General features: G+C 68.7%; 15 protein-coding genes and 4 pseudogenes. 11 read left to right on the top strand and 8 right to left on the bottom strand.

What is annotated here, in order from left to right; all coding sequences use genetic code 11:
* The first annotated feature begins 377 nt into the window (after positions 1–377).
* The 4 genes and pseudogenes from IF78_RS49845 to IF78_RS51095 form a co-directional block, all read left to right on the top strand.
* Entirely contained in the window at positions 378–797 is a 420-nt protein-coding gene (locus tag IF78_RS49845; protein WP_234439908.1) for a hypothetical protein, read from the top strand.
* 341 nt (positions 798–1,138) lie between these two features.
* A complete protein-coding gene (locus IF78_RS48590) occupies positions 1,139–1,297 on the top strand; it encodes a hypothetical protein (protein WP_158751541.1) in 159 nt (52 codons plus the stop codon).
* A 197-nt stretch (positions 1,298–1,494) separates the two neighbouring features.
* A pseudogene (locus IF78_RS51100) lies at positions 1,495–1,647 on the top strand (transposase); the annotation flags it as partial.
* Between the two features lie 24 nt (positions 1,648–1,671).
* A pseudogene (locus IF78_RS51095) lies at positions 1,672–1,850 on the top strand (IS5/IS1182 family transposase); the annotation flags it as partial.
* Here the strand turns inward: IF78_RS51095 and IF78_RS46630 are convergent.
* Positions 1,846–2,028 (bottom strand): annotated as a pseudogene (locus tag IF78_RS46630) (cytochrome P450); the annotation flags it as partial. The pseudogenes IF78_RS51095 and IF78_RS46630 sit on opposite strands and share 5 nt — an antisense overlap.
* Here IF78_RS46630 and IF78_RS50950 point away from each other — a divergent pair.
* Positions 2,028–2,455: pseudogene (locus tag IF78_RS50950) on the top strand (IS701 family transposase); the annotation flags it as partial. The pseudogenes IF78_RS46630 and IF78_RS50950 overlap by 1 nt on opposite strands.
* Before the next feature lie 516 nt (positions 2,456–2,971).
* Complete coding sequence (locus IF78_RS0129960; protein ID WP_267882981.1) at positions 2,972–4,453, top strand: alginate lyase family protein; 1,482 nt, start codon at positions 2,972–2,974, stop codon at positions 4,451–4,453.
* 195 nt (positions 4,454–4,648) lie between these two features.
* Here the strand turns inward: IF78_RS0129960 and IF78_RS48585 are convergent, their stop codons facing one another.
* Positions 4,649–4,843 (bottom strand): hypothetical protein, encoded by a 195-nt coding sequence (locus IF78_RS48585; protein ID WP_031486004.1) that lies wholly within the window; start codon positions 4,841–4,843, stop codon positions 4,649–4,651.
* A gap of 908 nt (positions 4,844–5,751) precedes the next feature.
* Here IF78_RS48585 and IF78_RS48580 point away from each other — a divergent pair.
* Complete coding sequence (locus tag IF78_RS48580) at positions 5,752–5,976, top strand: hypothetical protein (RefSeq protein ID WP_158751539.1); 225 nt, start codon at positions 5,752–5,754, stop codon at positions 5,974–5,976.
* Between the two features lie 443 nt (positions 5,977–6,419).
* On the opposite strand, the gene arfA is transcribed toward IF78_RS48580, so the two are convergent.
* The 6 genes from arfA to IF78_RS0129915 all read right to left on the bottom strand — a co-directional run bounded on the left by arfA (position 6,420) and on the right by IF78_RS0129915 (position 15,376).
* Positions 6,420–7,919 carry an arabinosylfuranosidase ArfA gene (gene arfA / locus IF78_RS0129940; RefSeq protein WP_031486002.1) on the bottom strand — a complete coding sequence of 500 codons (1,500 nt, stop codon included), beginning with the start codon at positions 7,917–7,919 and terminating at the stop codon, positions 6,420–6,422.
* A gap of 47 nt (positions 7,920–7,966) precedes the next feature.
* On the bottom strand, positions 7,967–8,854 hold the full coding sequence (locus IF78_RS0129935) for a carbohydrate ABC transporter permease (RefSeq protein ID WP_031486001.1): 888 nt from the start codon (positions 8,852–8,854) through the stop codon (positions 7,967–7,969).
* Positions 8,851–9,831, bottom strand: a complete 981-nt coding sequence (locus IF78_RS0129930; RefSeq protein WP_031486000.1) for a carbohydrate ABC transporter permease — start codon at positions 9,829–9,831, stop codon at positions 8,851–8,853. Before IF78_RS0129930 ends, IF78_RS0129935 begins: the two co-directional genes overlap by 4 nt.
* A 98-nt stretch (positions 9,832–9,929) precedes the next feature.
* On the bottom strand, positions 9,930–11,240 hold the full coding sequence (locus IF78_RS0129925) for an ABC transporter substrate-binding protein (RefSeq protein ID WP_031485999.1): 1,311 nt from the start codon (positions 11,238–11,240) through the stop codon (positions 9,930–9,932).
* Positions 11,241–11,306: 66 nt separating this feature from the next.
* Positions 11,307–14,273, bottom strand: coding sequence for a glycoside hydrolase family 2 TIM barrel-domain containing protein (locus IF78_RS0129920; protein WP_031485998.1), 2,967 nt, complete (start codon positions 14,271–14,273; stop codon positions 11,307–11,309).
* Positions 14,274–14,383: 110 nt separating this feature from the next.
* Positions 14,384–15,376: a LacI family DNA-binding transcriptional regulator gene (locus IF78_RS0129915; RefSeq protein ID WP_324617295.1), complete on the bottom strand. Its 993-nt coding sequence runs from the start codon at positions 15,374–15,376 to the stop codon at positions 14,384–14,386.
* Positions 15,377–15,824: 448 nt separating this feature from the next.
* Between IF78_RS0129915 and IF78_RS0129910 the strand changes: the two genes are divergently transcribed.
* The 4 genes from IF78_RS0129910 to IF78_RS50945 form a co-directional block, all read left to right on the top strand.
* Positions 15,825–18,632 carry a DNRLRE domain-containing protein gene (locus IF78_RS0129910; protein ID WP_031485996.1) on the top strand — a complete coding sequence of 936 codons (2,808 nt, stop codon included), beginning with the start codon at positions 15,825–15,827 and terminating at the stop codon, positions 18,630–18,632.
* Positions 18,633–18,807: 175 nt separating this feature from the next.
* Positions 18,808–21,705 carry a glycosyl hydrolase family 95 catalytic domain-containing protein gene (locus tag IF78_RS0129905; RefSeq protein WP_031485995.1) on the top strand — a complete coding sequence of 966 codons (2,898 nt, stop codon included), beginning with the start codon at positions 18,808–18,810 and terminating at the stop codon, positions 21,703–21,705.
* A gap of 284 nt (positions 21,706–21,989) precedes the next feature.
* On the top strand, positions 21,990–22,355 hold the full coding sequence (locus IF78_RS0129900; protein WP_031485994.1) for a hypothetical protein: 366 nt from the start codon (positions 21,990–21,992) through the stop codon (positions 22,353–22,355).
* A partial coding sequence (locus IF78_RS50945; protein ID WP_369122759.1) for a patatin-like phospholipase family protein occupies positions 22,352–22,641 on the top strand: 290 nt, incomplete at its 3' end. The genes IF78_RS0129900 and IF78_RS50945, both read left to right, overlap by 4 nt.

The following is a 22,641-nucleotide window of genomic DNA, read 5'->3' as shown; positions in this document are numbered from 1 at the left end:
TCAGGTGGGTGGCGCTTCGGCCGGAAGCCTTCGTAACCAACTCACTGTCCAATCAGGCACGTTGAACGATATATCGAACATTGTTCGCGAAATCGGGCAGAGGCTAAATCCGGAGAAGAGAGCGCGTCAATACATCCGACACATCCGATTAACCGAACGTACAAATGAGCGATCCGGCACTCACCCGGCCCCCTGGGCGTGGCGCGCGACGGGAGACGCGACGCGGCACGTCCGATCACGACCGACGGGCCCCGTCGCCGCACCGGACCGACCGCGACTACCGGCAATCGACACCCCCCGAGCCGGACGCGAACGAGGGCGCGACAGCGCGGAGAAATCCGTGGCACACCGGCGGGACCGGCGACGAGACTGCTCGAATGAGCGCCTCTTCCCCCTGCCCCTGCCTCTGCCTCTGCCGCGGGCATCGCGTGCTGGAAGCGATGCCCGGCTCGTACGAGATCCGCCCCGTCTGCTGGTGGCTGGCCCACGCCCTGGCGCCGGGACCACCCATGACCACGCACATCGAGAGACTCGTCCAGCAGCTCGATGACGGGACCGGCCCGTCCTACGACGCCCGCGCGGAACTGATCGACATGGGCGCCGACGCCCTCCCCGCCCTCATCGACGGGCTGCCCTCCCTCGGCGGCTTCGGGCAGCTGACCGCCATCGAGGTCTTCGAGGAGGTGGGCGACCCCCGCTGCGGTCCCGCCCTCATCGGGCTTCTGAACAGCGACAACCCGACTGTCCGCGAATGCGCTGACGCGGATGACGGGCGCAGCCCGGAGCCGGAGCAATGAGTACGGCGACCGGGCTCTGGAGGCGTGACCATGGTGGTGGCCATGACCAAGCAGCCCGCCAGTGCTCTGACCCATTGGCCTCGCGGCCCCTGGAGACGGGCAGGAGGCAGTCGCTCTGGGCGCGCTGGCCCTCGGTGACCCCGCTCCCGGACCAGGCGCGCCTCCTTCACCGGGATCTGTGGGGAATTGCATCGCCGCAGGTCGGAGCGATGCCACTGGCGAGCCTACGAACGAGTTAGGCCCGATTCCCGAACGCCCTGCCAGGCTCATGCACGTCAGGCGGGGTCGTCGGGTGCAACCCGGACGAGAAGGGCTTCGTTCCGCAGCCCAGGGGGCGGATCGTGGAGCAGACGTATGGCCTCTTGAAGTTCTACCGCCGTCTCGTACGCGACTATGAACACCAGCCCGCCTCCTCCCGCTCCCGCGTCCTGTGGGCGATGACGTCCGCCATGAGCCGCCGCCTCACCGGAGCCGCCCTCGCCTCCTGGAGGACCGCATGAGCTGGAAGATCACTGAAAATGTTCGGCTGTTCTGGCCCTGGACCACACGGTCCGGGGCCAGTCTGGTGGGTATGCAGGGTGAGCGGGCCGGGGTGTCGGTCGGGCCCGATGCGTGGGAAACCTGCCGGGACTTGATCCCGTAGCGGAGTGTGTTCGCGTTCCTGGCCGAGCACCGGGAGGCGCTGTTCCCGGCGGGGATGTTCGCGGACATGTATCCGTCGTCCAACGGGCGGCCGAGCCATCCGCCGCAGATGCTGTCCGCGGTGGCGGTGCTGCAGGTCCTGAACGGTCTGTCGGACACGGAGGCCGTCCAGGAACTGCGCTGCGACCTGCGGTGGAAGGCCGCGTGCGGACTCGGGCTGCTGGACGGAGAGTTCGACTCCTCGCTGCTGACGTACTTTAGGCGCCGGCTGCAGCACTCTCGCGATCCGCACCGCGTGTTCACCGCTGTCAGGCAGGGTGTCGAGGCCACCGGGATCCTGCACGCCGCCACCGGCGGGCATTAGATTCCACCGTCTTCCAGGACGCGGTGGCCATCCAGGACACCGTCACTCATCGCGGTGGTGAAGCTCCTCAGCGGGTATCGCGAGCCGCAGGGTGGGCAGGCGGCTGAGCAGGGTCTTGAAGGCCACGCGGAGTTCGGGGCGGGCCAGGCTCTGCCCCAGGCAGGAGTGCGGACCGGCGCCGAAGGCGAGGTGCGGGTTGGGCGAGCGGGTGAAGTCGAGCCGGTCCGCCGGCCGCCCTCGCCGAGATCGTCCGCCTCTACGGCCTGCGGCCGTGGATCGAGCAGAGCTACAAGCAGGTCAAGGACGAACTCGGCCGGGCCGACTTCCCGGTCCGCTCCGACCGCGCCATCCGCCGCCACCAGAACGTGGTCAACTGCGCCTTCTCCTTCTACTGGGACCGATGGTTCGCCCCACCCGGACCCCTGGACGCCACCGCGCCGGATCCATGTCCCGAGGAGGGGTCACAGAAGGGCCCAGACCAACCCCACCGGGCCTCAACTGCCTTGCTGGCCCAGGGCCATACGCGCCATACGTTCCTGGCTCACCCCCGCCGTCACCCTCAACCGATGGTGGCGAGCCTGGACGGACAAGGACCCACCCCCCGAGCTCCAGGCCCTGATCGACGCGCGGTCACCACCGGACACAGCATTGACCTCTACCACCGGATTCAACGAACTACCGGTACCTCGCCGGACTCCCCCTACACGGTGCCGTGATCTGGATCCGCAGCCTCCGACCAACGTGATCCGAGTACAGGGCTATGAGGCTCGGACGTGTCTCCTATCGCTGCCATAGCCATACGATGCCAGCACTGCCCGCGAAGTGCCCGGAATGGGGACCGCCCCTGGCAGATTGCCCTGTGGGTTGAGACCGTAGCTCGTGCCGTTTGCCCCGGTGACGGGGGAGCGCCCCTGCGTTCCGCGTCGCGGATGACATCGAGGCCGTGCGTCTTCACCTGGAGTTGCCGGCCCACGGGGGTGTTCCTGGGAGCGTCCGCCATCGTCGACCTGCCTGTCCAGATGTGTCCGGGTGACGCCGAGTCCCATGACGGAGGACCGTCAAGACCAGCTGCCTTTCATCGGTGGTGCCCACTTTTGTGTTATCGCCCGCTCCGTATCACGTCTCCCTACGTAGGCACTGTCCCCACAAGAGCCCAAGGAACGACACAGTGACACTTCGGATCAGCCGACGCAGCATGCTCAAGGCCGCGGGAGCGGCGACCGGCGCGGTCGGTATCGGCACGGGCGTGGCCGCCTCCCCCGCGACGGCGGCGGGCACAGCCTTCGCGCATCCCGGGATGCTCCACACCCGGGCCGATCTCGAGCGCATGGCCGCCAAGGTGAAGGCGGGCGCCGCCCCCTACACGGCGGGTTTCGCCAGGCTCACCGCCAACCGTCACTCGCAGAGCACATGGCGGCCCAACCCGCTGACGACCTCGATCCGGGGAGGGAGCGGCGTCCAGAACTACGGGGCTCTCTACCACGACGTCCACGCCGCCTACCAGAACGCGCTGCGCTGGAAGATCACCGGCGACACCGCACACGCCGACACCGCACGGGACATCTGCAACGCCTGGTCGGGGACGCTGAAGGGCATCGGTGGAGGCTCCGAAGTCGTGCTCCTGGCGGGCATCTACGGGTACCAGTTCGCCAACGCCGGCGAGCTCTTGCGCGGCTACCCCGGCTTCGACCTGGCCCGTTTCCAGGACATGCTGGTCAAGCACTTCTATCCGATGAACCGCCACATGATGTACCGCGAGACCAATTGCATCGGCCACTACTGGGCGAACTGGGACCTGTGCACCATGGCCTCGATCATGGCCATCGGGATCCTCTGCGATGACCGGGCCAAGTTCGACGAGACAGTGGACTACTTCTACCACGGCGAAGGCAACGGCTCGCTGGCCAAGGCGATCCCCTACGTCTACAACGACGTGGGCCTGGCCCAGTGGCAGGAGAGCGGGCGCGACCAGGGCCACAGCCTGATGGGTATCGGCCTGATGGGCACCATCTGCGAGATGGCCTGGAACCAGGGCGTCGACCTCTACGGCGCGGAGGACTCCAGGTTCCGCAAGGCGTGCGAGTACGTCGCCCGGTACAACCTCGGCTACGAGGTGCCCTACACCACCTACACCTGGACAAACGGCGTGCACTGTTTGAACACGGAGCAGACCGTCATCTCCGAAGGCGGCCGAGGCGGTGGGCGCCCGGTCTGGGCGCGGGTCTACAACCACTACGCCAAAAGGCGCGGCATGGCCATGCCGAACACCCGCGAGATGCTGGCCCGCAGCGGGCCCGAGGGAGGCGGCGGCGACTACGGCCCGAACAGCGGCGGATTCGACGAACTCGGCTTCGGCACCCTGGCGTACACCCGGGACAAGGCCACCGCGGCCGAGGCGGCGGCCTCACCGTCCCCGTCGAAGTCGACGGCCGCCAAGTCCGGTGCCTCCGGGTCATCCGGTTCGTCCAAGTCCCCGGCCGGGCAGTCCTCCGGGGACGTCAGCACCCAGGGCGGGAAGAGCGGCGAGGGCCTGGCTGCCACCGGCGCCTCGGACCTCGCTCTGTGGACGGCGGCGACCGGCGTCACCGCGGTAGCCGGCGGCCTCCTGCTGCTCCGCCGCCGCGGCCAGGCCCGCCGCAACGCGGAGTGACACCCGCGGTGACACGAAAAGTCCGGTGACTGACCACAGTCGGGCTCCCTGCACGCGCTGTGCGCTACCGCACGCGGTTCGGGGTTCGGGCCTTCTCCGGGACGGTCGACCCCGCCGCTCCCGGGGCGCTGGAGAGCCCGCCGCCCTCCCCCCACGTCGAAGTGTCCGTTGCAGAAGACGGCTCTGCCCGTCTGGTCAACGGCCACCTCGCTGTCGAGGCTGCCGGACGGCCGGCTGAGGTTCCGGCACTCCGCCTCGGGCCGTGAACTCCTCGCCGACAGGTCCCCGTACACCCATCATCCCGGTCCCCGCGTCCATGCCGCCGGCGGCCGGACGGAACAGCACTTCGAGGCCTACGGCGGCGAGCGGCTGCACGGACTCGGGCAGCATCTGCACGGGCTCCTCTCGCCCAGCCGGAGACGGACACCTTCACCGAAGAGCCGAGCAGGGCGCGGCGGGACTCGGGCAGCTCGGCGACGCGCCAGGCGGCCGCGCCCAGCACCAGCGCGGTGCGCGGGTCGGTGGTGCGCAGCGCGTCTGCCACGTCGGCGACCTGGCGGGCCGCTTCCTGGGTGCGCCGGCGCGCGTTGTCGGCGTAGGCCTGCCAGACGGCGAGGGCCGTCCGCAGCGGCACCGCCAGGACGGCGGACAGTGACACGGTCAGGATGCGGTGTTGCGGCCCGCCGCTCCGCCGCCCAGGTGTCCGGCGCGGCGGACAGGAAGTCCCGCTCCGGCAGCGTCAGCGCGAGGTCGGCCGCGTGGTCCGGGAACAGCTTCTCGGCGCGGGCCAGCCGGTTGCCCCGGTACAGGTCGCCCTGGTCTTCCCCGAGCGGGCCGAACTGGAAGAGCTGCGGTCACAAAAGCTGGAGCGGGCCGAGTACGAGGCCGACCGCGCCCGGCGCTGCTACCACCTCGCCGAACCGAAAACCGCCTGGTCGTGCGCCAGTTGGAGAAGGAGTGGGAGACCTCACTGGCCAACGAGCAGAAACTCCGCGAGGAGCATGACCGCTTCACCCGCACCAGCCCCCGCGTCCTCACCCCGGCCGAGCGGCAGACCATCACCGCTCTGGCCAGTGACATCCCCGGGCTGTGGCATGCGAAGAGAACCACGGTCACGGACCGCAAGGAGATCGTCCGCCCGATCGTCGACAAGGTCATCGTCACGGTGATCGGCACCAGCGAACGCGTGAAGGCGACCGTCGTCCGGGCCGGCGGTGCCACCACCTCGGGCGAGCTCGTCCGCCCGATCCAGCGGCTCAACCAGCTGTCGTACTACCCGCAACTGGTCGACCGCATCCGTGAACTCGCAGGCCAGGGCATCGGCGCCAGCGGATCGCCGACGCCTCGAAGCCGAGGGCTACCGGCCGGCCGAGGGCGGCAAGCGGATCACCTCGAACACCATCCGCAACCTCATGCGCCAACTCGGCTGCCCGCTGGCCGAGTCCACCGCCCCGCACCTGACGGAGAAGATCCAGGCCAGGATGAGTCGTGGCTCAAACACCTGGCCGCGGAGTTGGACATGACCACCGCCACCCTCTACGCCTGGATCAACCGCGGCTGGATCGCCACACGCCGAGAGAGCTGCTGGCCGCCCCGGCTCGTCGCCCACGTTGACCAGCACAAACTCGCCGAACTACGCGAACGGCGACTCGTCCGCCCGGCTGGTACAGCCGCCGCCTCTGGAGCGACGCCGAGGGACCCCAGCCGAACCACCTTCATGAGTGCACTGCGCTTGACACGTCTCGATGACCCACCTGCGGGGCAGCACAACGAAACCGGCGATTTTGTCGGTACGTTTGACGATTGTCACGGTCAGCCGCAGAACGGTCTTGGCTCAGGCCACCAGACGTCCGGCGTAGCCGCCATCGGCCCGGACGAGACTGATCGTGGAGAACCGTTCGCGCAGCAGCGCCAGCAGTCGGTGAGCGCCGTCGCGGTCTTGCATGCCGGCGGCGGTGACAGTCACTCAGCCCAGCGCGATCGCGGTCCACGACACCGCCGGCAGCTCGATACTGAGCAGGCCGTCGGACAGGATCGCGCTCGGGTTCGCGTGCGGGGTCACGCGGTTCTGCTCGGTGAGTGTGTTCTTCGCATACGCATCCGGGTCGGCGAGTGTGACCGCCTCCAGAATCCGCGAGGAGCCAAGGCTGCGCACATCGACCGTGACCTGAGTGGCCTGCATAAGCCCGCGGTTGACGAGGAAGACCGCGGCCCGGTCCTCGTCGACGGTCGCGACGGCGTCGACGACAGACGCCTCGCCATGCCGTGCCGTCGTGTAGGTCGGTGCTTCGACAACGGGCCGGATCACCTCACCGGCGGCAAGCCGGCTGGTGATCGAGAACGGGTAGAAGGTCGTCTGCCGCCAGGCAGGGCCGCCGGGCTCGGTCATGATCGGCGCGATCACGTTGACCAGTTGCGCGAGCGAGGCCGAGGTGACGCGGTCGCTGTGCTTGAGCAGCGTCATCAGAAGGTTGCCGACGACGACGGCGTCCGCCACCGAGTAGACGTCCTCCAGCTGCCGGGGGGCGTGCCGCCACTCGTCGTTGACCTCGTCGGACTCGTGGAACTCCTTCTGGTACCAGACGTTCCACTCGTCGAACGAGATGTTGATCTTCTTCTTGGAGCGTTTCTTGTACCCCACGTGGTCGGCGGTCGCGACGACGGTGTCGATGAAGTAGTCCATGTCGGTCGCCGAGGCGAGGAAGGAGCCGAGGTCGCCGTCGAGCTCCTGGTAGTAGGCGTGGCAGGAGACGTAGTCGACGTGGTCGTAGGTGTGCTCGAGCACCGTGCGCTCCCAGTCGCCGAAGGTCGGCATCCAGGAGCCGGAGGAGCCGCAGACCACGAGTTCGAGGTCCTTGTCGGCCATCTTCATCGCGCCGGCGGTACGGGCGGCGAGCTTGCCGTAGTCGTCGGCCGTCATGAAGCCGGTCTGCCAGGGTCCGTCCATCTCGTTGCCGAGACACCACATGCGTACGTTGTGCGGCTCCGGCGTGCCGTTGGCGACACGCAGGTCCGACAGCGCCGTACCGGAGGGGTGGTTGGCGTACTCGAGCAGGTCCAGGGCGGGCTGGATGCCCCGCGTGCCGAGGTTCACCGCGAGCATCAGCTCGGAGTCGGTGAGCCCCAGCCAGCGGGCGAACTCGTCCAGGCCGACCTGGTTCGACTCCAGCGAGTGCCAGGCGAGGTCGCGGCGCACCGGGCGCTTGTCGCGCGGGCCGACGGAGTCCTCCCAGCGGAACCCGGAGACGAAGTTGCCGCCCGGGTAGCGGATGGTCGTGCTGCCGAGCTCCCTGACGAGCGCGACGACGTCCATACGGAACCCTTCGTCGTTCGCGCTCGGGTGTTCCGGCTCGTAGAGCCCGGTGTACACGCAGCGACCGAGGTGTTCGACGAACGAGCCGAAGGTGCGGCGCCGGACGGGAGCGATGACGGCCTGCTTGTCGAGCTTGATGTGGGCCCGGGGCAATTCAGTGGTCCTTTGCAGTTCAGGGCGGGAGTGGGGCAGCGAACGCGCTACTTGACGGCGCCTGCGGTCAGGCCCTTGCGCCAGTACCGCTGGAGGCTGACGAAGGCGACGAGCAGAGGGATCAGCGACAGGAACGCACCGGTGATCGGCAGCAACGGCGGCACTCCGCTGGCGAACTGCGCGCGCCACTGCACCAGGCCCACCGTGACGGGCTGCAGTGAGGGGGTGTTGAGCATGAGCGAGGGCAGCAGGTAGTTGTTCCAGATGCCGACGAACTGGAACAGGAAGACGGTCACCAGTGCCGGGGACATCAGCGGCAGGGCGATCCGGAAGAAGGTGCGCTGTTCGCCTGCTCCATCGAGCCGTGCGGCCTCGAGGAGTTCGTCCGGGACGGACGCCGCGGCGAAGATCCGGCACAGGTAGACGCCGAACGGGCTGACACAGCTGGGCAGCAGCACCGACCAGTAGGAGTTGGTGATGTCGAGCTTGGCCATGAGCAGGAACAACGGCAGGGCGAACATCGGCGCCGGGATGAGAACCGAGGCGAGGACGACGTTGAACACGCTTTCCCGGCCGCGGAAGCTGAACTTGGACAGCGCGTAGCCGGCCATCGCGGACAGCAGGGTGCCGACGGTGGCGCCGACGAAACTGTACAGCGCGCTGTTGGCGAGCCAGGTGGAGAAGATGCCGCCCTCGAAGCTGAACACGTCTTGGATGTTGGTGACCAGGTCGAAGTGGGAGAACCACAGCGGCGTACCGGTATAGAGGTAGCCCGAGGCTTTGGTCGCGGAGACGAACAGCCACCACAGCGGGATCAGCGTGTACAGGGCCATCAGGCCCAGCATGCCGTTGACGACGACCTTGCTCGCGATGTCGGTGCCGCGGCGGGCCGGTCGGGTCGGACGGGTCGGTCGGCCGGCCGAAATCACGCTCATGCCATCGCTCCCTTGCGCTGGTTGTACTTGAGAAAGCCGAACGAGAGCACGAGGGTGATCACCGCGAGCACGACGGACTGGGCGGCGGCCAGGTTCTGGCCGCCCACGTCCATGCCCAGGGTCGCGTTCATGATCGGGGAGAACTTCGGGTCGATGCCCGGGATGCGCGCGCTGACCAGCACCGCCGGCTCGGTGTACAGCTGCGCCGTCCCGATGATGGAGAAGATCGTGGTCAGCACCAGCGCGGGACGTACCAGCGGGATCTTCACCGCCCACGCCAGGCGCCATCCGGTGCAGCCGTCGAGCGCGGCGGCCTCCATCACCTCCGCCGGGATCGTCTGCAGCGCGGAGTAGATGATCAGCATGTTGTAGCCGGTCCAGCCCCACGTGATCATGTTCCCGATCGAGACCGGAACCCACGACGGCGACAGGAAGTCGACGTCGATCCCGAGATGGGACAGCGGTCCGGTGAACGGCGAGAGGTCTTTCGCCAGGAGGAAGGACCACATCAAAGCGGCGATCGCACCCGGCAGCGCGTAGGGCAGGAAGAACGTGAGCCGGTAGGTCTTCCGCAGCCGGGCCGAGCGGGAGTCCAGCAGGAGCGCGAGCAAGAGGGCCAGGCCGAGCATGACCGGGACCTGAACGCAGCCCAGCAGCGCGACCCGGACGATCGACGCGGTGAAGTCGTGGTCGCTGAAGGCGGCGGCGTAGTTGGACAGTCCCGCGAACTCGGTGGACTGCGCACCGCCGAACAGCCCGGCGCGGCGGACGGTGAAGAAGCTCTGGTAGATCGCGTACCCGATCGGCGCGACCATCATGGTCAAGAAGAGCACCGCGAACGGTGCCAGGAAACCGGACGCGGTCAACGCGCTGCGGCGGCCAGTGCGCCGCGGCCGACCGGCGGGGGAGGCGCGGCGGGTGGCCGCGGGCGCCCGCCGCGGCGGTGACGCGGTCCGGGTGCTGCTGGGACTGCTCATGAAAACCTCGCTGGGCGGTTCGTCGTCAGGGAGCGGGTCCCCGCGGCGCCGGTATGGGCGGCCGCGGGAATCCTTCGGGCGGTTGGAGTCCCGCTGCCTCAGCCGTTGGTCACCGACAGTCCGAGCTTCTTGATCGCGGCGACCGTCGAGGCCTGGACCTTGGTGACCGCGTCCGGCAGGGTGCCCTTGCCCATGGCGCCGGTGAGGTCCGTCTGGACCTGCTGATAGGTCGGGCCGTTGGTCCAGGTGCTGGGCACCTGCGCGGCGGAGGCCTTGTAGACGTCGCCGACCTTCTGGCCGCCGAAGTACGGGTCACCTGCCTTCAGCGCCGGGTCGTCCTGTCCGGCCTTCGACGCCGGGTAAAGCCCGCTTTCGATGCCCGTCTTCACGGCCTGCGGGTCGCTGGACAGGAACGCGGCGAACTGCGCGGCTTCGCGGGGCGACTTGCACCCGGTCATCACCGAGGTGGCCGAGCCGCCGTTGCTGGAGCTCTTGCCGTCGCCGGCCTCCCAGGTCGGCATCGGGGCGACCGCCCACTTGCCGGACAGGTCCTTCAGGTCGGACTTCAGGCCGCCGGCGGCCCAGGACGCGTTGACGAACGTCAGCACCTTGCCGGCTGTGGCGGCCTTGTTGAACTTCGGGTCCCAGGCGTTGCCGGTCTTCGACACCAGACCCTTGTCCGTCAGGTCCTGCCAGAATTCGGCGACCTTGCGGGTGCCGGGGTTGTCGATGCTGACGGTCCAGCTGTTTCCCTGGACCGAGTACCAGGACTGGCCGGTCTGCAGGCTGTAGGCCGCCAGATCGTTGCCCTCGCTGGGCGCGTTGCCGAACTTCACGCTCGGATCGGCGGCGGCGACCTTCTTGGCGTCGGCCTTGTACTCGGCCCAGGTGGCCGGCGGCTTGGTGATGCCGTACTTGGCGAACAGGTCCTTGCGGTAGAAGAGGACCATCGGGCCGACGTCCACCGGGACTCCGTAGATCTTGCCGCCGATGCTGGAAGCGGAGACCGCCGACGGGGCGTACTTGGCCATGTCGGCGCTCGCGTACTTCGTGATGTCCATGACGCTGTTCTTCACGAGCATGGACGGGATGGCCTGGTACTCGATCTGGGCCAGGCACGGGCCCTCGCCGGCGGTGATCGCGTTGCTGATCTGGGTGTAGCCGCCCGTGCCGCCCGACGGAATCTTCTTGTAGGTGACCTTGGCGTTCGGGTGGGAGGCGTTCCACTGGTCGACGATCTTCTCGTAGCCGGCCCAGCCCCAGAATTCCATCTTCACCGGCCCGGCCTGGCTCTTCTCGGAGTTGTCGGAGGTGCTCTTGGTGCTGCTGCACGCGCCGAGGCCGGCCACGAGGAGCGCCGCGGTGGTGATCGTCAGGAGTCTGCGGGTGCGTATGGTGGTGCTGTTCATGTGAGGAACCTTCTGTGACAGGGGCGGACTTGCTGGATGGCCGGTGGGCGGGCGGGCAAGGCCCGTCTACCGGCTGGTGCTGAACTCCACGCCGAACGCCGTGGTGACCGCGGCCAGGAAGTGCGGTGCCGACGGGCCCGGGCCGCAGGCCGTGCTGCCCAAGCCGTGGTGGGCGTGGTCAAGGTGCAGGTGGAGTCTGCCGTCGCGGACCAGGTCGTGCTGGTGGGCCGCGGCGGCCAAGGCGTCGGTGCTCCAGGGACGCACGGTCAGGTCGATGACCGGGGCGCCGGTGATGAGCAGGGTGCCGCCCGGAGTTGTGATCCCGGCGCGGCGGACTTGGTGGCGGTTGCCGTTCTCCTGCGGGCGGACCTGAGGGACCTGCATCGCGGAGACGGTCGACCGGTGGCGGCCGACGCGAGCCGCGGCGCGGGAGTCGCGGTACGCCTCACCGGGACCGGGACCGAACCACTCGACTTCGGCGTCGGTGCCGGGCAGCGACATCGCGACACCCAGTCGGGGCAGCGGCACCGACCATGGGCCGTCGGACGTGACGACGGTTTCCAGCCGGAGCCGGGCCTGGCCCGCATCCGGTGTGTCGCAGGCCGTCCAGCGGTAGACCACGCCGAGCCCGCAGGAGGACCCGGCGGCGGCCAGCCGGGCGGTGACCGTGAGTCCCGACGCGTCGGGCTCGACACCCAGGACATCGTGGCGCATCCGGTGCAGTCCGGCGGCGAGCCAAGCGCCGATCTGCTGCTCACCGAAGGCGCTGAGCAGGTCGTTGTCGATCGGGGCCCGCCAGACGTCCAGCCTCGGACCGTCGAGCTCCAGGTCGCCGAGCCGTATCAGCACCCCGCTGCGGGCGTCGAACCGCGCGGGAGCCAGTGCGATGTACCCGTCATGGGCGATCGCCGGCGCCGGAGTGAAGGGGACGGGCGAGGCGGCCGGAGCCACGACCAGCCCCTGGGACCAGGCGATCTCGTGGCCGGCCCCGGCCCAGGTCTCGTCGGCGGCGAGCACCGCGGTCACGGTCAGCCACACCTCGTGGCCGGAGTCGTTCTTGCGCGCCGCATCGAGCGCGGCGGTGACGTCGGCGGGCCACGCGACGGTTGTCGTCGCGCCCGGAGCGGTCGCGGGTACGGTCAGGCCGCCGGAGCCCACCGGCTCGCCGCCGTCCTCGACGGTCCACCGAAAGTCCAGGTAGCCGCTGTCGCGGACGTGGTGCAGGTTGTGCACGCCGATCTGCCGAGTCGCCGGGTCGATGTGGATCCGGACCGGTTCGATGACCTTCTTGTACTCGACCAGGCCCGGCGACGGCGTGCGGTCGGGGAAGAGCAGCCCGTCGGCGACGAAATTGCCGTCGTGGACCTCCTCGCCGAAGTCGCCGCCGTAGGCGTAGAACGAGTGGGGGTCCTCCTGCCCGGTGAGCCGGGCGATCCCGTGGTCGATCCACTCCCAGATGAATCCACCGGCCAGGCGCGGATGGGCCTCGATGACCTGCTGGTACTCGGACAGCCCGCCGGGGCCGGTGCCCATGGCGTGTCCGTATTCGCACAGCACGGCCGGCAGGGCGCGGCGGTGTGCGTCGTCGGCCGGATCAGCCGTCAGTGCCTCCTGGCCGCGCCCCACCACGGCCAGCTCGTCCACGCCGATGTACATGCGGGAGTACAGGTCGACGTACGCGCAGCTCGCGAAGTCGCCCTCGTAGTGGATCAGGCGGCTGTCGTCGCGCTGCCGGATCCACGCGGCCGCGGCGGCCAGGTTGGCTCCGGTGCCGGACTCGTTGCCCAGCGACCAGACGATGACCGAGGGGTGGTTCTTGTCGCGTTCCACCAGCCGCGCGGTCCGGTCCAGGTAGGCCTCGCGCCACGCGGGGTCGTCGCTGGGGTTGCGCCGCCAACCGCCGGGTTCGAAGCCGTGCGTCTCGAGGTCGCCCTCGCAGAACACCCACAGGCCGTGCTCGTCGCACAGGTCCAGGAAACGGTGGTCGGGTGGGTAGTGGGCGGTGCGCACCGCGTTGATGTTGTGCTGCTTCATGAGCAGCACGTCGGCCACCATGGTGTCCTCGGTCAGGGTCCGCCCCGTCAGCGGATGCCATTCGTGGCGGTTGACGCCCCGCAGCGAGATCGGCCTGCCGTTCACGGTCAGGACGCCGTCCACGACGGCCACGGTGCGGAAGCCGATGCGCAGCGGTATCCGCTCCCCGGCTTCGGAGACCAGTTCCCCCGCGTACAGGCGCGGCCGCTCGTCCGACCAGGGCTCGATGCCGTCGATCACGTGCGGGCCGGCCGGATCGGCGGCGGATATGCCGAGCTCGGGCACCGACAGGGACACCCGGGTGGGGGCGGTGACGTCGACGGCCAGGGTGCCCTGCCCCGTCGTGTGGTCGTAGGCGGTGTGGACGAAGAAGTCCTCGACACCGCGTGCGGCCACGGACACCGACCGGAAGATCCCGGACAGCCACCACATGTCCTGGTCTTCCAGGTAGCTGCCGGACGACCACTGGTGCACGCGGACCGCGAGCACGTTCCGGCCGGGCCGCAGAGCGGCGGAGACGTCGAACTCGGTGGTCAGCCGGCTGCCCTTGCCGTCGCCGAGCCGGATCCCGTTGAGCCACACCGCGAACGCGGAGTCGACGCCCTCGAACCGGAGCACCGCGGCCGATGCCGGGAACCCGTCCGGAACGTCGAACTCGCGGCGGTACTCGCCGGTCGGGTTCTGGCGGGGCACCCGCGGCGGGTCGACCGGGAACGGGTACAGGATGTTGGTGTAGGCCGGGGCGCCGTAGCGCGGCTCGCCGGGCAGGCCGGTCATCTGCCAGCAGGACGGCACGGCGAGCAGCTCCCAGGCGGTGTCGTCGAAGTCCGGCGCGGCGAAGTCCCCGGTGAGGTCGTCCAGCCCTGACGCCAGTCGGAATCTCCAGTCGCCGTCGAGCGCGATCGTGGGCAGGTCGGAAGCGAACGCGGCGCGCGGCCACAGCCGTCCGGTGCCCGGCGACCGGTCTTCGACGTAGGCGTTGGGGTCGAGGCCGTTCATCAGTAAAGGAGTTACCTCTCGGAATGCCCTCGTGGTGGCGGGAAACGGCTGGGAAGGACTGTGCCGACGGCTCATGGGTGTGCCGTGGCAGGTCAAGCGGTGCCAGGCGCTCAGCGGTCGCGCCGGGCGGGGCCGCTGCTGTCCCTTACGGTCAGGGTCGGGCGCAGCAGCGATACGACGTTGGTCGGCGGCCGGCCGGAGTCGACGGCTCGTAGCAGTAGTTCGACTGCCTGCTGGGCCATTTCGCGTTTGGGGAAGGTGACCGTGGTCAGTGCCGGTCGGATCCGCCCGACTTGGGCGATGTCGTCGAAGCCGACGACGCTGACGTCGTCGGGGACCCGCCGCCCGGACCGGACCACCGCCTCGATGGCACCGACGGCCAGGATGTCGTGGGTGGCGAAGATCGCCGTCAGCTCCGGATCCGCGTCCAGCGCCGCGCAGGCCGCGGCGAACCCGCCGGCGGCGTCGTCGCTGGTGCAGGCGAACACCTTGCGGTCGTCCAGCCCGTCGGGAGCGAACGCCCGGCGCAACCCCGCGACGCGCGGCGTGTGCGCGGGGAGGTCGGCGACCACCGCGATGTTCCGGTGGCCGAGATCCCGCAGGTGGCACCCGGCCAGGAACCCGGCGTGCTGGTAGTCGATGGACACCACCGGGAGCGTGGTCGGCGGGTCTCCCTCCCAGGCGATCAGCGCGACCGGGAAGTCGGCTGCGGCGAGCATCGGCAGCTGCTGATCGACGCCGTTGTCCCCGGCGGCCAGCAGTGCGTCCACCGAGCGCGCGGCGAGGTTCTCCAGGTGGGCCCGGGTGTAATCGGGATCGTCGCGCGTCGTGGCGAGGAGCAGGTTGTATCCGCGGCCGACCAGGAGGCTCTCCACCTCCTCGACCATCTCCGAATAGAACGGGTTGGCCACCGACGGCACGAACAGCCCCACCGTCGACGTGCTGCCCGTGCGCAGCGAGCGCGCCACCAGGTTCGGCTTGTAACCGAGTTCGGCGATCGCCTTGTTCACCTTCGCCAGCGTCTCCGGCCGCACCTTCTTGCCCGAAACCACGTTGGAGACGGTCTGTTTGGTGACTCCCGCCCTCGCGGCCACATCCGCCATAGTCACCACGTAGTCTCCCCAAAACATTTATCGATCCACGAAAGTGGCGTCACTGTAGGACGGCTGTCGGGGCAGGGCAAGACTTTGCGCCGCGGCAGTGGTTCCAGCCCTTACGGAGCGCGGTAGGGCGCCATGCGCAGGTCATGATTGTTTTCGCGACTTGACGTGCGCGGAGCATTGACGGCTCCGGAAATGCGGCAGTAACGTCCCCGCCACGCCAGATCTCATGGATCGGTCAACGTGGTGCTGTCGTCACCCTGGTCCACGCGCGCAACAACACTCGATGTCATCTCGCGCCCCGCGCTCGGTGCGTCGGGGTGTCCTCTCGACCGCGACGGCCCCGACGGCCGCGGTCCGGCCGCGGCATCGCGAATGCTCCGCGCCGTCTCCAGCAGACGGCGAGCGCCTGAACAGACCTGCAAAGGTCTCGTCCTGAGGAGAGACAGGCATGATCAGACCGGCCGGCGACGCCGCCGACCAGAACCCCGCCCCGGCGCGACGCAGCTCGCGCGTGAAGCGCTTCATCGCGGCCGCTGCCGGCGCCACCATCGCGGTGGCGAGCCTCATGCTCACCGGCACCGGTCCCGCACACGCCGCCACCACCGTCCACACGTACGCGCCGACGGGTGTGGGAGGCGGTACGACGACGTCCCCGGACCAGGCGTCCACCAAGTACCAGGTGCAGGTCGCCGGCACGCCCGTCCAGGCTGTGCGGTACACCGCGAACCGCAACAACTTCGACATCGCGCGCTTCGCGTCGGACTCCCGGACACCGACGATCACGGTCACGCTGCCCAGCACCACGATTGACACGGTGAACGTCTACCCGGCGCGCTACTACCCGTCCGGCAGCGTCTCGGTGAGCGCGGACAAGCACACCCTGACGTTCCGGATGTCAGCCGACGCCGGGTTGAACCAAGCGATCGTGATGGTCAACGGCGACTCGACCAGCGTGACGGGACAGCCCTACCTGGCGGTCATCAACGACCCTCTGGAAGACCCGGCGCAGCGTCCGAACACCACGAGCGCACCGGACGGTTCCGGCGTCAACCTGCAGACCGGTGTCCTCAACTTCCAGGAGTTCGCCGCGAAGTACCTCGCGGCGCACCCGAACAGCACGGCTCAGAAGGCTCCCGCCGCGACGACGAGTTCCATGGCCGGCAAGACCGTCAACGGCACCGCCATCCCCGCTGGTCAGAAAACCTCGGCCGGGACCCTGGTGAGCGCGAGCACCGTCAATGTGCGCTACCCGAATGTGCGGGCGATGGCCGCTGGCGACGTCACGTACGCCCTGAAGGCCGCCATCGACACGATCAAAGCCAACCCCACGGCGCTCAACACGCTCTACTTCCCGAACGGCACGTACGTGTGGTCCGGTCTCCTGGTCAACGGTCTGGACGGCAGCAAGCTCAAGGGCGGCAAGCTGAGGATCTACACCGAGGAAGGGGCCCTGCTGAAGAACCGCATCCAGGGGTACATGGAGGCGTTCGAGCCGGCGGTCGGGATCATCAACTCGAGCAACATCGAATTCGACGGCCGCGGCGTCTTCGACGGCAACGGCGTGGCGAACTACAACGCCCGCAGCGTCGGTGACTCGCACGACGCCTACCGCAGCCAGCACCAGGGCGGCGTCATGGTCATGCACTCGTCGGACATCACGTTCGACGACACCTACGTGCGCGACTCGAAGCAGTGGAACTACGAGACCCACAGCGCCAAGAGGGTGACGTTCAACAACATCAAGGCCCTCACCCCGTACCCCCAGCCGTGGATCGACGGGATTGACTTCGCGAGCGGCCAGGACATCACCGCCAACGGCGTCTTCACCCTCGGCAACGACGACGCGTTCGCCTCCGGCCACTACAACCCCAGCGACGGATTCACCCCGATGGCCGCCGGCGTGTGGGGCAACTTCCAGCTCGGCACCTCCACCCCCGATGTCCAGGGCTATGCCAACGCGGTGGGCGCCCACGACGCCGTCGCCGACGAGCTCGGGTTCGACAACTACCACTGGGACAACGCGGAGTCGAAGAACATCTCGGTCAGCAACACGCTGAGCTGGTCCGCCGGTGCCGGCAACTCGATCCGCATCGGATGGAGTTCGTGGGGATACAAGCTCAACAACTACACGTTCGACAACTTCAACTCCATCTCGCAGGGGGCCGGCGGCATCTTCACGCAGAACAGCCCCAAGCCGTACCCGCGCATCTCGAGCATCGTGATCAAGAACAGCTCGTTCGACACCTCCCGGTACGGGTCGGGACCGATCAGGCTCAACGGCGGCAACGGATCCACCCAGACCATCACCGCCGAGGACCAGGCGACCTACGGGTTCGCCCCCAACCCTGACGGGTCGGGCGCCACGTACACGTACACCAAGACCCCGATCAGCACCTTCAAACTCGACAACGTCTGGTTCTCGCAGCAGAAGGCGAACAGCAGCCCGTTGAACGGCGCCACGAACGTGACGCTGAACAACCTCCGCGTCGGGGGCCAGCTCGTCCAGTACTCCAGCCAGTTCCCGCTGGCGCCAAGCGGGATCGGCACTCTGACGTCCACCTTCACGGACGCGAACGGCCAGACCCAGAACGTCAAGGCCGGCGCCCTCACCAACGGCGACACCTGGGTGGGTGCGTGGACCGGCGACCAGACCAAGAACAACTCCTCGGACCTGACCCTCATCACCCGCAACACCGGGGTCGGCCTGATGGGCGAGCAGTACACCACCGGATCCGGAGACGGAAAGCTCTCCTACATCCAGTTCCCTCTCAACGGCCTCACCAAGGCACCGAGCCAGGCGACACTCCATCTCACCTACGTCGGCCACCGCTATTCGTCGGTCCCGTCGACTGATACCGACCAACTCCTCGTGCAACCCGTCACCGACACCACCTGCACCGGCGGCGGCACGTCCTGCCCGATCAACACGATGACCTGGCGGAACCGGCCGAGCTTCACCGCCACGACCTCCTCCGTCGCGAAGTCGGCCACCTTCAACCTCGGTTCCACCGTCATCGCCGAGGGCGGCGGGACCCACCAGGGCAACGCCGTCGACGGCCGCGACATCACCGTCGACATCACCTCCTTCGTCCAGAACGCCTACGCGGCAGGTCAGTCCACGCTCCTGCTCGCCGTCGGCAACGCGGGGGGCACCAACCACGAGCTGCGCTTCGTCAGCTCGGAAGGCGCCACCGGCTCCGGGAAGCTCACCAACGGGACCGCCGAGATGGCGCCCGGGGTGACCGTGACCCCGTAGACACTCGAGGCCGGTCCGTCCCCCCGGGGCGGGCCGGCCTCAGCCGTCCGGTTCTGCCGTCGACGGCTGATGCAGCCACCGCATGTCTGACGAAGCGCTGTTGTTCACCACCGCACCCGCACCGGTGGCACCCCTGGACCCAGTTGTACTCACCGTCCGACAACGGAGTCGACCCATGCCACTGCCCGACCTTCCCCTCAACCGTCGGCGTTTCCTCACCACGGCCGCCCTCGCCGCCGGCGCCACGGCCCTGCCCGGCTTCGTCTTCGCCGACCGGGCCGCGGCGGCCGTACCGCCCCAGGTCACCCTCCCCGACCGCGGCATATGGGACAACGCCACCGCCTCCGCCTGGACCGACGGGTTCCTGAGCGGAAACGGCGAGTACGGGGCCGTCTACTACGGGGCGCCGCCCCTCGAGAAGATGATCGTCAACCATCACCGGTTCGTGCTGCCCAACGGCAGCCGGAGCGTCATGCCCCCGGTGATCTCCGGCAAGCTCGAAGCCGCCCGGGACAAGGCGCTGGCAGGCGACTACGCCGGAGCCTCCACGACCTTCGCAGGCGGCTGGAGCCTGCGCTGGACGCAGACCTTCCACCCCGGCTACGAGTTGCAGCTGAAGACCCCGGGCATGACCACCGTCAACGACTTCGCCCGCATCACCGACTTCCGCACCGGAGAACTCACCCACACCTGGACCGACCAGTACGGCACCTGGAAGCGCCATGTCTTCGTCTCCCGCGCCGACCAGGTCATCGTCCACGAGCTGCTGCCCGCCACCGGCCGCACCGTGGACACCACCATCAGCGTCAACACCGCTCTTGCGGGCGTGCCGACCAGCGTGTCCTTCTCCGCCACCGCCGCCGTCACCGGCGGCGACGGTTACCTGAACCTGCGCGGCACCTACCCCTCCGGGGGTGCCTACGGCTACGAGGGCGTCACCCGCGTCGTGGTCTCCGGCAGCGGCTCCTCCGTCACCGCCGGCGGGCAGACCCTGGTGGTCGCCAAGGCCACCAAGGTGCTGCTGCTGACCAAGCTCGGCCGGTACGAGACCTCCACCGGCTGGAACAGTCAGCCCCTGCAGACCGCCCTCGCGGCGCTGACGGCCGACTACGCCACCCTCCTGGGCCGCCACGCCCCGAAGCACCAGGCGATGTACGACCGCTCCAGCATCGACCTGAACGTCTCCGCCGCCGACCGCCGGCTGGCCACCAGCGAGCTCATAGCCCGCCAGAACAGCAACGCCTCCGCCATCGACGTCGCGCTGCTGGAGCGGATGTACGACTCCGGCCGCTATCTCTTCATCAGTTCCAGTGGCGTCCTGCCACCACGCCTGACCGGCATCTGGACCGGCACCTGGAACGGCTCCTGGGCCGACGACTTCACCACCGACGCCAACATCAACCTCCAGGTCGCCGGCGGCAACATCCTCGACCTCACCGACGCCATGCAGGGCTACTTCGACCTCATCCTCGGCCAGCTCGCCCACTGGCGCGACAACGCCACCAACCTCTACGGCGTCCGCGGCTTCCTCGCCCCGTCCCGGACCGACGGCGAGTACGGGCACATGCTGCACTTCAACAGCGGCAGCTTCCCCGGCGAGGCCTGGACCGGCGGCGCCGACTGGCTGCTCTACCCGCTTCTGGAGTACTACCAGGTCGCCGGCGACAGTGCCTTCCTGAAGAACAAGCTCGGCCCGGCCCTGATGGAACTGGCCCTGTTCTACGAGGACTTCCTCACCCGCACCGACTCCAGCGGCAAGGCCGTCTTCGTCCCCTCCTACTCCATGGAGAACACCCCGACCAGCACCGGCCAGGCGTTCTGCATCAACGCCACCGGCGACATCATGGCCGGCCGGCACGCCCTCCAGGCCGCGATCGACGCGGCCAACACCCTTGGCCTGGAGCAGGGCAGCGGCCAGGGCGTGCAACGCTGGACCGACCTGCTCGCCAAGCTGCCCGACTACACCGTCAACAACGAGGGGGCGCTCGCCGAGTGGTCCTGGCCGGGCCTGACCGACCGCTACAACCACCGGCACGTCCAGCACCTGTACGGCGCCTGGCCGCTGCACGAGATCAACCCCGAGGACAAGCCCGACCTGGTCAAGTACGCCCGCACGGCCCTGGACAAGCGAGGCGACCAGAATTATTCCGCCCACGGCAGCCTCCACCGGGCGCTGGCCCGCGCCCGCCTGAAGGACGGCCCCGGCGTCTACAGCAACCTGCTGAAGATCTACGGCAGGAACATGGTGTGGCGGAGTCTGATGACCTCCCACAACCCCAACCTGGACATCTACAACTGCGACGCCGCCAACACCATCCCCGCCGTCCTCGGCGAAGCACTCGTCTACACCCGCCCCGGTGTCCTTGAGATCCTCCCCGCCCTCCCCGACCAGCTCACGAAGGGCACCATCAACGGCGTCCGCGGTCGCAACCGCAGCACCATCCAGTCGCTGTCCTGGGACACGGCGGCCCGCACGGCCACCGTCAAGCTCACCTCCGACATCGACCAGAACATCACCTTCATCTGCCGGCGCGGCATCACATCCATCAGCACCGGTGCGACGGTCACCACGTCGTCGCTGGGCAACCACGCCCGCATCGTGTCGCTGACCGCAGGAATGAGCACCACGATCACGATCGGCCTGCTGACCGGCCTCTTCAAGCTGGTCAACCGCAAGAGCGGCAAGGTCATGGACGTCTCCGGCGCCTCCACCTCCAACGGCGGGCCCGTCATCCAGTACACGTGGTCGGGCGGCGCGAACCAGCAGTGGAAGCTGCTCCCCGACTACGACGGCTCGTTCCGCCTGTCCAACGTCAACAGCGGCAAGGTGCTCGACGTCCCGGGCGGCTCCACCAGCGCCGGCACAGCCCTGGACCAGTGGTCGGACGCCAACGCCGCCAACCAGTGGTGGAAGCTCGTTCCAGCGGCCACCAGCGGCTACTACCGCCTCGTCAACGTCAGGAGCGGCCTGTGCGCGGACGTGCAGAGTGGATCCACCGCCGACGGCGCCAAGGTCATCCAGTGGCCCGCCAACGGCGGCTCCAACCAGGAATGGCAGCCAGTGGGGCTGTGACGGCCCTGGGCACGTGAGCGGCGGCGATCCGACTCGCCGCCGCGGCCTGGCTCCGGCATCACAGGATGGCCAGGTGGCGGCCGGTCAACGGCACGGGCGACTGACTGGTAGTCATCCAGCGCGGGCCCAGAACGCCACCAGCGCAGCCCGGCATCAAGAAGACCCCACCTACTCCGACGCCGACACCGAAGCGACAGACCGCAGCGACGAACCGCGTTCGAAAATACGAACGACGTGCGGAGCTGCGGACGAAAGGTAAAGGTCGTCCGCGCTCGGCAAGCGGCATGGTCCACCTCGACGGCGTCAAACCCGTCGCCGACCTGCTGGCCGCGGCTACCCGCCATCTGCCCAGCGACGACCACCGGATTATGCTGGCTGAGCTGCTGGGCGAAGGCCTACGGGTCGAACTGGCGGGCGTGCGCGGGCCGTTGACCACCGCGCTGAGCAAGGCGGCGCTGGTAACCGGCATGCAGGGCGTCGCCCCGGACGCCGCAGCGAGGACGGCGCTGCGCAGCGCCATCGGTAACGGCAGTAGGTACGTCGCCACCAGCCTGACCGCAGAGGAGTTGCTGCGGCAGCTCGTCAGGGAGCAGTTCGCGGAAGCTGCATCGCGCAGATCCCGACTGCGGGCACGTGAGAGCGCCTGTTGACTGGCCCCGCGGACTTCACTCACCCAGGACACGCCGTACGGCCCCGCCGACGCACCCCAGACACCGCCAGCCCCAAACTGCCCCTTGCGTATCGGACTGGTCCTGGCTGGCGGCGGGCCAAAGGTGCCTACGAGTTGGGCGTCCTGGACTGCATGGCGGAGATGGGTGCGCAGGTGTCCGCGATCGTCGGCACGAGCATCGGCGCACTCAACGGCGCTGTTCTTGCCAGCGAGGAGACGTTCTTCCACGGCGTCGAACAGCTGGCGCGATTCTGGGAACGCTTTTC

The sequence above is a fragment of the Streptomyces bicolor genome (assembly GCF_000719285.1).
Taxonomy (GTDB): Bacteria; Actinomycetota; Actinomycetes; order Streptomycetales; family Streptomycetaceae; genus Streptomyces; species Streptomyces bicolor.
This window is presented reverse-complemented; position numbering and strand designations above follow the sequence as displayed.